Genomic DNA, 2,510 nt, shown 5'->3' on the forward strand with positions numbered 1-2,510 from the left:
GCCAGAAAATCACCCGTTTACTCTTAGAGGCGGGTGCTAACCCTAATATTGTGTCAGACGTTGATTTTCCTCGATATCAGGCAGAGGGGATATCTGGCGCAACGGCATCTGGCAGAGAAAAGTATCTCCCGTTGTATTTTGAAACCCAAAGAGCACCTATTGAAGATGTGCATTTATTATTGAAGTATGGTGCAGATCCCAACCAAATTCTTAAAGATGGTAATTTGTATCTTGCGGTTTTATTAGCAGCGGCACAATCGATGGCTGTATTAGATAGGTATGAGTCAGATCTGGACTCGATTAGTCGGATTAAATTATTGCTCGAATATGGCTTAGATATCAAAAGACAGACACAGATTGCTGCAATTACTAACCCAATATGTGGTGCCTATAATAGTAGCCATATTGATACAGTCCTTTTCATACTGGATAATGGCGGAGATGCCACGGCTTGTGGTGAAAAATTAGTAGCTTGGATTAATAAAGATTTAGCAAGGAAAATTAACCCAAGCTAAATTACTGGATAAAAAAAGAGTATTATTAGAAAGATTAAAAAAATTGGGTTATGAATAGTTATGTAGGTATAGCATGTTGGTCAATCAATTAAAATCGGTTTTCTTATTAGGTATACTATTTTTATTAATGGCATGTAAGCCTGTTTATTCCGTTACGGATTTTTCAACAGAACAGCAACCGTTGATCCGCGCTATTCAAAAAGGGAATGTAGAGCAGGTCAAAAATTTGGCAGTAACCACAGATTTAAAGACCTTAAGCAAACGGGGATTACCGATTTTAACNGTAGCGATGTATGAGGCTCGTGGCGATAGAAATAGCGATAAATCAACCCCCCGTTTAGATATTATTACCGAGTTGATGAAAGCGGGTGTGCCGTTTGATCAACGAGGGGAGTTTTCGGATTCACCATTAAGTATAGCGCTTGCACAAGAGCATCCTGCATTTTTACACGCAATGCTAAAGGGGGGGCTAGATCCTAATTTCAAGATCAAGGGCGGTGATGATGCATGGATAAAAATTTGTGGGAAAGTAGGCGCTCAAGCAGGCCCTGCCTTCGGAGGAGGTATAAAATTAATCCAAGATGTGAATAAAAAAACACAGAATTTGGATTTAATGGAAAAATTATTGGTGGAGCAGAGGTTGATGGGAAGATAAATTGGGGGAATATATTTAAATGATATTCTTTTTGTTTAGTATAATCTTAATCTGTTTGTTTTTTTATTAAATTCAAATAATAAGGTTTTTATTTTATTTGCTGGGGTTTTATTTTCTATAATTAGTTTGTTTAATTTTCTTGGGTTGAATTTTAATTCTACTTCTTCTCGTGGTTTTTTTGTTTTATTAGTGTTGTCTTTTTTAACATTGTTAGGGTTATTGTCGATTAACTTTGTTATAAGAGTGGCCTTTAGTAAGGTTAAGTATAAAGATAGCTTAAAAAAGGTATATTTAACATTCTTTTTTCTTGGTCTTTTTATGTTGTTATATTTATTTTTTATAAAGGGAATTCTTTATGATTAAGCAGTCTTTTGCTATAAACAGCCTTCTTCCAATAGGGAGTGTTATTCAAGAGATTTAGGTATTTCTATTCTAGATAAGATGGATTTTTTTCATTCTATTAGCATCCCGTCACCTCAAGGTTGGTCAGCGGTAACACTCATTGAAGCGCTATCATCTGTATTTAATATTGATACATTGGGTGGGCATCGAGAGTTTGCTTTACCCGGTGATAAGAGAACTTGTCCTGGTAATATAGGTATGAAATTTGTTAATTATTTGAGAGAAAAATTTAGTTTTAAATCACCAACCTAGGAATTCATGTGAAAAAAATAATATCTTTAATTTTTACTTTACTTATCTTATTTTTTTTGGGGAAATCATATCTTATTAAAAATATAGGTATTGTTAAAGTAACAGATGAATTTGGGACAAATTATGGTTTCTTTTTTAAAAAGGAAGGATGCGATAAGATCTTTTATAAAGATCATGGAGGCGGACGAGACTTTTCAGAAATACCGAATGACCAATTCATAGATATATTAGAACTTTGTACAGCAATGGATGATAAAAGTAAATCAGATTTTCTAGTTTGTACGGAGCATTTATTAAATAGAGAAATAAAAAGACGACATATGGAAAATCAAGCCGAGCAAATGATAAAAAGTGTAATTACTGACTATAAAAAATGATAAAAGACATTCACTCCACCGCTCTCCAACCCCTCCGGATTCTTGGTGAATTTCGTGTCGAAACCGTTGAAGTCGTGCGCTTTTAGCTTTCCAATGTTGTGATACGCAGATGAACCACTAATGCTACCAATGGCAAGCCACTCCTAAATGTTTGATATGTAGTGATCCACTAATTCAACAGCCTCGAATAGACAAAGTGGTTGCTAATAAGGCCGGGGCAAAAGCAACAGCGGCGCGATACAACCAGGGGTCCTGCTGGCATTGACGGCACACCCGAACCCACACTTAAATACTTACTGGCAACCGGTC

General features: G+C 35.7%; 2 protein-coding genes. Both read left to right on the plus strand.

All coding sequences use genetic code 11. The features are described 5' to 3' along the window. Window positions 1–515: ankyrin repeat domain-containing protein (locus B8880_RS14465; protein WP_208610917.1), on the plus strand; the 515-nt coding region annotated here is incomplete at its 5' end. Window positions 516–1,832: 1,317 nt separating this feature from the next. Beyond that, a complete protein-coding gene (locus B8880_RS12095; protein ID WP_084257836.1) occupies window positions 1,833–2,201 on the plus strand; it encodes a hypothetical protein in 369 nt (122 codons plus the stop codon). The last annotated feature ends 309 nt before the right edge of the window (window positions 2,202–2,510 follow it).

This window comes from Pasteurella testudinis DSM 23072 (assembly GCF_900176075.1).
Taxonomy (GTDB): Bacteria; Pseudomonadota; Gammaproteobacteria; order Enterobacterales; family Pasteurellaceae; genus Chelonobacter; species Chelonobacter testudinis.